Source organism: Arthrobacter sp. ZBG10 (genome assembly GCF_001238605.1).
Classification (GTDB): domain Bacteria; phylum Actinomycetota; class Actinomycetes; order Actinomycetales; family Micrococcaceae; genus Arthrobacter.
Genome location: NZ_LFQH01000001.1, coordinates 83,408 through 89,962 on the forward strand (window position 1 = coordinate 83,408; position 6,555 = coordinate 89,962).

Sequence of the window (6,555 nt, forward strand, 5' to 3'; positions counted from 1 at the left end):
GCTCATATCCTAGCTAATTCCGGGTGCCCGGTTTGCCGCCGCCGGACTGCCGCCGGTGCCGTCCATGGACCGCCATCGGCATGGTCCACGCACGGCGCCAGGCCACAACGCGGAATGCAAAAACCAGGGCGGCGACGCCGAAGGCCGTCAGGCCGTTGAACAACCCGCCCAGCCAGAGCAGGGTGGTCAGGGCGGCGCCGGTGAAAGCCGGGACTGCATAGAGGTCACCGTTGTTGAAAAGCTGGGGCACCTCGTTGGCCGTGACGTCGCGCAACAGACCGCCGCCCACGGCCGTGGTGACACCCAGCAGGATGGCCGAGTACGGGTTCATGCCCAGCGAAAGTGCCTTGAGCGTGCCGGTGATGCAGAACAGTGCCAGCCCGCCGGCATCAAAGAGGACCAGCAGCGAGGTGAAACGCTGGACGCTGGAATACAGCGAGTAGACCAGGAACGTGGCCAGCAGCGGCGGCAGCAGGTACGCCGGATTGGTGAACGCGGCCGGAACCGTGTTGAGGATGATGTCACGGATCACCCCGCCGCCCAGCGACACCAGGGACGCCAGGAGCAGGGAGCCCACTAGATCGAACTGTTTCCGGGCGGCCAGCAGCGACCCGGAGACGGCAAAGAAAAAGACGCCGGCTAGGTCCAGCCAGACCAGGGCGATGTCAAAAGGGAATGTCATTGGAACGTCCCGGTCATTCTCGGAGGGCGGACAAGGCGGCTCCAACGTTACGCTAGCCCGTATGAACAGCCCGATCATGATCGCCTGCGCCCACGGAACGTCCAGCGACATAGGGGGTGCCGAAGTCAACGGCCTCCGCGCCGGAATCTCCGCCCTGCGGCCCGGCCTGGACGTCCGCGAGTCCTACGTGGACGTGCAGGACCCGGACCTGGTGGACGTGATGGCCGGCCTGCCTGAAGGGGAGGCCGCAGTGGTGGTCCCGCTCCTGCTGAGCGTGGGGTATCACACAAAAGTCGATATCGCCCGGGCCGTGGGCAGCCGCGCCAACAGCCTGGCCTCAGCGCCGCTGGGGCCGGATCCGCGGCTGGCGGAGGTCCTGGACCAGCGTTTGCGGGAAGCGGGAATCACCGCGGACGACGCCGTGGTGCTGGCCGCCGCCGGATCTTCCAACCCAGCCGCTGCAGTCAGCGTCCAGGAGGTGGCAGCGCACCTGCGGAAACTGCGCGGCAACAGGATTGTGCCGGCGTACGGTGCAGCCGAGAAACCTTCCGTGCCGGACGCCGTGGCCGCGCTCCGGGCCGAATATCCCGGGGGAGAGGGCAAGGGGCGGGTCATCATCGCTTCCTACCTGTTGGCACACGGGTTCTTCCACGACCAGCTGGCCAAAGCCGGGGCCGACGTGGTGGCCGAGCCGCTGCTGCCCTCCGACGTGCTGGCGCAGATTGCCTTGGACCGCTACGACCACGCCGTCGCCGGCCACACAGCGCCCCAGCCCGAAGCACCTTCAGACACAGCACCCCAGCCCGAAGCACCCCAGGAAACGGCGCCCCGAGCTGCAGCGCCGGCGGCAGCACCGGCGTCGGCCGCGGCGGAAACCGAGGCAGCGGAGGCACCTGCCGGTCCTGCACAGAAGCGGAGCCTGCCGGGCATCGTGAAGCGTTTCGTGACGAAATATTTCCCTAGGTGACTTAGCGTTTCCCGAACCTTTGTGACGCCATTCGGGCGGGACCTACAGTCGATGCATGACTGATACAGCTCTAGCCGGAGCGTCTGCGGATTCCGCTGGCGCCAAGCGCCCTGCCCGCTCGTCCCGTCCCGCCGCAAAGCCGCACGGGCAGTGGAAAGTGGACGGCAAAACGCCGCTGAACGCCAACGAAACCTGGAAGCAGGAAGACGATGGCCTGAACGTGCGCGAGCGTATCGAGTCCGTCTACTCCAAAGAGGGTTTCGACTCCATCCCCGGCCAGGACCTGCACGGCCGGTTCCGCTGGTGGGGCCTCTACACGCAGCGCAAACCCGGGATCGACGGCGGCAAGACCGCAACGCTCGAGCCGCACGAGCTCGAAGACAAGTATTTTATGCTCCGCGTCAGGATCGATGGCGGTGCGCTGACCACCGAGCAGCTGCGCGTCATCGGGCAGATCTCCGTTGATTTCGCCCGGGACTCGGCCGACCTCACCGACCGGCAGAACATCCAGCTGCACTGGATCCGGGTGGAAGACATCCCCGAGATCTGGACCCGGCTCGAAAGTGTTGGCCTGTCCACCACCGAAGCCTGCGGCGACGTGCCCCGCGTCATCCTGGGCTCGCCCGTGGCCGGCATCGCCAAGGACGAAATCATCGACCCCACGCCGCTGATTGCGGAGCTGGGCGAGCGTTTCATCGGCAACCCGCTGCTGTCCAACCTGCCCCGCAAATACAAAACGGCCATCACCGGGCACCCCAGCCAGGACGTGGTCCACGAGATCAACGACTTCGCGCTGGTGGGCGTCAAGCACCCCGAGCTGGGCATCGGCTACGACCTCTGGGCCGGCGGCGCCCTGTCCACCAACCCCATGCTGGGCAAGCGGCTGGGCGCGTTCGTGAAGCCGGAAGAGGCCGCCGAAGTATGGCTCGGCGTCACCAGCATCTTCCGCGACTACGGCTACCGGCGCATGCGCACCAAGGCCCGCCTGAAGTTCCTGATGGCCGACTGGGGCCCGGAGAAGTTCCGCCAGATCCTCGAAGACGAATACCTGGGCTACAAACTGGCGGACGGCCCGGCCGCGCCCAAGCCCACCACCCCCGGGGACCACATCGGTGTGCACGAACAGAAGGACGGCAAGTTCTTTATCGGCGCCACCCCGATGGCCGGCCGGCTGTCCGGTGCCGCGCTGGTCAAGCTCGCGGACACCCTCGAGGCCCGCGGCTCCTACCGCCTGCGCACCACCCCGCACCAGAAGCTTGTGGTTCTGGACGTTGCCAAGGACCAGGTGGAACCGCTCGTGGCAGAGCTGGACGCGCTGGGCCTCTCCGCCCGCCCGTCCGTGTTCCGCCGCGGCACCATCGCCTGCACCGGCATCGAATACTGCAAGCTCGCCATCGTGGAGACCAAGCTGACGGCGGCAACCGCCGTGGCCGAGCTGGAACGCCGCCTGGCGGACCTCGCCGGCTCCGGTGAACTGCCGCACGCACTCTCTTTGCACATCAACGGCTGCCCCAACTCCTGCGCCCGCATCCAGACCGCGGACATCGGACTCAAGGGCATGATGCTGCCAACGCCCGACGGCGATCCCACCCCCGGCTTCCAGGTCCACCTGGGCGGCGGGCTGGCTTCCAACGAACGCGAGGAAGCAGGCCTGGGACGCACCGTCCGCGGCCTCAAGGTGTACGTCAACGACCTGCCCGACTACGTTGAGCGCGTTGTCCGCACCTTCGTGGCCCAGCGTGCCGAAGGCCAGACCTTCGCCGAATGGGCCCACGCAGCAGATGAGGAGGCACTCCAGTGAGCACACACGTGGCACCTGCCAAACTCCGCTCCCACGATGAGCTGAAGGCCCTCGCCGAAGCCGGCGCCGCCGAGCTGGGCTGGGACGCCCCCGCCCGGGACGTCATCGCCTGGGTGGAGCGGAACTTCGAACTGCCCGCCGTGGCCGTGGCCTGCTCCATGGCCGACGCCGTCCTGCCGGCCCTCGTGGCCGACCAGCTTCCCGGCGTCGACGTCCTGTTCCTGGAGACCGGCTACCACTTCCCGGAAACCTACGCCACGCGGGACGAGGTGGCCGCGAACCTCCGCGTCAACGTGGTGGACGTGCTGCCCGAGACCACTGTGGAGCAGCAGGACCGGCTGCTGGGCAAGGACCTGTTTGCCCGGGACGCCGCCCAGTGCTGCGCGCTGCGCAAGGTGGGCCCGCTGCGCCGCACCCTGTCCGGCTACGAACTCTGGTTCACCGGAGTCCGCCGCGACGAGGCCCCCACCCGCACCAACACCCCGCTGGTGACCTGGGACGAGGCCAACGGCCTGGTCAAGGTCAACCCGGTGGCGGCCTGGACCTTCGACCAACTGGTCCAGTACTCCGATGACAACCTCCTTCCCGTCAACCCGCTGCTGTCCCAGGGCTACCCGTCCATTGGCTGCCAGCCCTGCACCCGGAAGGTGGCGCCGGGCGACGACCCCCGCGCCGGCCGCTGGGCAGGAACCGACAAGACAGAATGCGGACTTCACACATGAGCACACCCATCACAGCTGACGCCTGCGCAGCAGATGCCGCCCCTTTGCAGTCGACCCGGCTGAGCAGCCTGGACACCCTCGAATCCGAGGCCATCCACATCATCCGTGAAGTGGTGGCAGAGTTCGAGAAGCCCGCGCTGCTGTTCTCCGGCGGCAAGGACTCCGTGGTGATGCTGCACCTGGCCACCAAGGCGTTCTGGCCCGGCAAGGTACCGTTCCCCGTGCTGCACGTGGACACCGGGCACAACTTCCCTGAGGTCCTGGACTTCCGGGACCGCACCGTGGAGCGCCTGGGCCTGAAACTGGTGGTGGGCTCCGTGCAGGAATTCATCGACAGCGGCGAGCTCGCAGAGCGCGCCGACGGCACCCGCAACCCGCTGCAGACGGTCCCGCTGCTGGACGCGATCCAGCGGAACAAGTTCGACGCCGTCTTCGGCGGCGGCCGCCGCGACGAGGACAAGGCCCGCGCCAAGGAACGGATCCTGAGCCTCCGCGACGAATTTGGCCAGTGGGACCCGCGCAACCAGCGCCCCGAACTGTGGAACCTGTACAACGGCCGCCACACCGTGGGCCAGCACGTCCGCGCGTTCCCCATCAGCAACTGGACCGAGCTGGACATCTGGCGGTACATCGAGCGCGAGAACATCGAGCTGCCCGGCCTGTACTACGCCCACGAGCGTGAGGTTTTTGCCCGCGACGGCATGTGGCGCGCGGTGGGCGAGGTCAGCCAGCCGCTGCCCACCGAAAACGTCATCACCAAAACGGTCCGCTACCGCACCGTGGGCGACATGTCCTGCACAGGCGCCGTGGAATCCGACGCCTACACGGTGGCCGACGTGGTGGTGGAGGTTGCAGCCTCCACCCTGACCGAACGTGGCGCCACCCGGGCAGATGACCGCATCTCCGAGGCAGCCATGGAAGACCGCAAGAAGGACGGGTATTTCTAAATGAGCACCGAAACTTCACTCCTGGCCGCCGAGCTGGAGACAGCCCTGCCCACCACTTTGTTCCGGTTCGCCACCGCAGGATCGGTCGACGACGGCAAGTCCACTTTGGTGGGCCGGCTCCTGCACGACTCCAAGGCGATCCTTGCTGACACGCTCGACGCCGTGGCCCGCACCTCCGCGGACCGTGGCTTCGGCGGCGCCGCCGGCGGCATCGACCTGGCACTGCTCACCGACGGCCTGCGCGCCGAACGGGAACAGGGCATCACCATCGACGTGGCCTACCGCTACTTCGCCACCGACCAGCGCAGCTTCATCCTGGCCGACTGCCCCGGGCACGTCCAGTACACCAAAAACACGGTGACCGGCGCGTCCACGGCGGATGCCGTCGTCGTCCTCATCGACGCCCGCAAGGGTGTGCTGGAACAGACCCGCCGGCACCTTTCGGTGCTGCAGCTCCTGCGGGTGGCCCACGTGATCGTGGCCGTGAACAAGATTGACCTGGTGGACTTCAGCGAGTCCGTGTTCCGCGACATCGAAGCCGACGTGCAGAAGGTGGGCCGCGAGCTGGGCCTGGGCTCGGACGGGATCACCGACCTGCTGGTGGTTCCCGTGTCGGCCCTGGACGGCGACAACGTGGTGGAACGCTCGGCGCGGACCCCCTGGTACACCGGACCTGCCCTGCTGGAGGTCCTCGAAACCCTGCCGGCTGCCGACGAACTCGAAAGCCACCTGGAAAGCTTCCGCTTCCCGGTCCAGCTGGTGGTCCGGCCGCAGGGTGCGCTGGCTCCCGACGCCGTGGCCGCCGGGCTGGACGTGGAGGCCTACCGTGACTACCGCGCGTACGCCGGGCAGATCACCGAAGGCTCCGTCAAGGTGGGCGACCAGGTCTCCGTGCTCACGCCCGGCCAGGCCCCCCGCACCACCACGGTAGCGGGCATCGACTTTGCCGGCGCTGAACTGACCGAAGCCGCAGCGCCGCAGTCGGTAGCCATCCGCCTGGCGGACGAGTTCGACGTCGCCCGCGGCGACACCATCGCCGCCGCAGGGACCGTCCGCGAAGCTTCCGCCGACCTCTATGCAGCCCTGTGCTGGCTCTCGCCCAAGCCGCTCCGCGAGGGCGCCAAGGTGCTGGTTAAGCACGGTACCCGTACCGTGCAGGCGCTGGTCCGGAACGTCAGCGGCAAGCTGGACCTGGCATCGTTTCAGCTCGAGGCCGCCTCAACGCTGGAGCTCAACGACATTGGCCACGCGCAGCTCCGGCTCGCAGCGCCGCTACCACTGGAGAACTACCTGCACCACCGCCGGACCGGCGCGTTCCTGGTGATCGACCCCCTGGATGGCAACACTCTCGCCGCCGGCCTGGTCAAGGACCACCCGGGCGACCATGAGGACGAGCGCTACTCCATCTAAGCCGCCCGAAATCGCCGGAGCGCTGC

At 67.7% G+C, this 6,555-nt stretch carries 6 protein-coding genes; 5 read left to right on the plus strand and 1 reads right to left on the minus strand.

The annotated features are described in order from the left end of the window. Nucleotides 1–13: 13 nt before the first annotated feature. Nucleotides 14–682: a trimeric intracellular cation channel family protein gene (locus ACU18_RS00370; protein WP_050683535.1), complete on the minus strand. Its 669-nt coding sequence runs from the start codon at nt 680–682 to the stop codon at nt 14–16. Nucleotides 683–743: 61 nt separating this feature from the next. Here ACU18_RS00370 and ACU18_RS00375 point away from each other — a divergent pair, with 61 nt between their 5' ends. The 5 genes from ACU18_RS00375 to ACU18_RS00395 are packed head-to-tail and all read left to right on the plus strand — an operon-like array spanning nt 744 to nt 6,529. Next, nucleotides 744–1,649, plus strand: coding sequence for a sirohydrochlorin chelatase (locus tag ACU18_RS00375; RefSeq protein WP_050683536.1), 906 nt, complete (start codon nt 744–746; stop codon nt 1,647–1,649). Nucleotides 1,650–1,704: 55 nt separating this feature from the next. Next, entirely contained in the window at nt 1,705–3,450 is a 1,746-nt protein-coding gene (locus ACU18_RS00380) for a nitrite/sulfite reductase (RefSeq protein ID WP_050683537.1), read from the plus strand. Then, nucleotides 3,447–4,172, plus strand: a complete 726-nt coding sequence (locus tag ACU18_RS00385) for a phosphoadenylyl-sulfate reductase (protein WP_050683538.1) — start codon at nt 3,447–3,449, stop codon at nt 4,170–4,172. The genes ACU18_RS00380 and ACU18_RS00385 overlap by 4 nt, the downstream gene beginning before the upstream one ends. Further along, complete coding sequence (gene cysD / locus ACU18_RS00390) at nt 4,169–5,119, plus strand: sulfate adenylyltransferase subunit CysD (protein ID WP_050683539.1); 951 nt, start codon at nt 4,169–4,171, stop codon at nt 5,117–5,119. The genes ACU18_RS00385 and cysD overlap by 4 nt, the downstream gene beginning before the upstream one ends. Continuing rightward, entirely contained in the window at nt 5,120–6,529 is a 1,410-nt protein-coding gene (locus tag ACU18_RS00395) for a sulfate adenylyltransferase subunit 1 (RefSeq protein ID WP_050683540.1), read from the plus strand. Nucleotides 6,530–6,555: the final 26 nt, after the last annotated feature.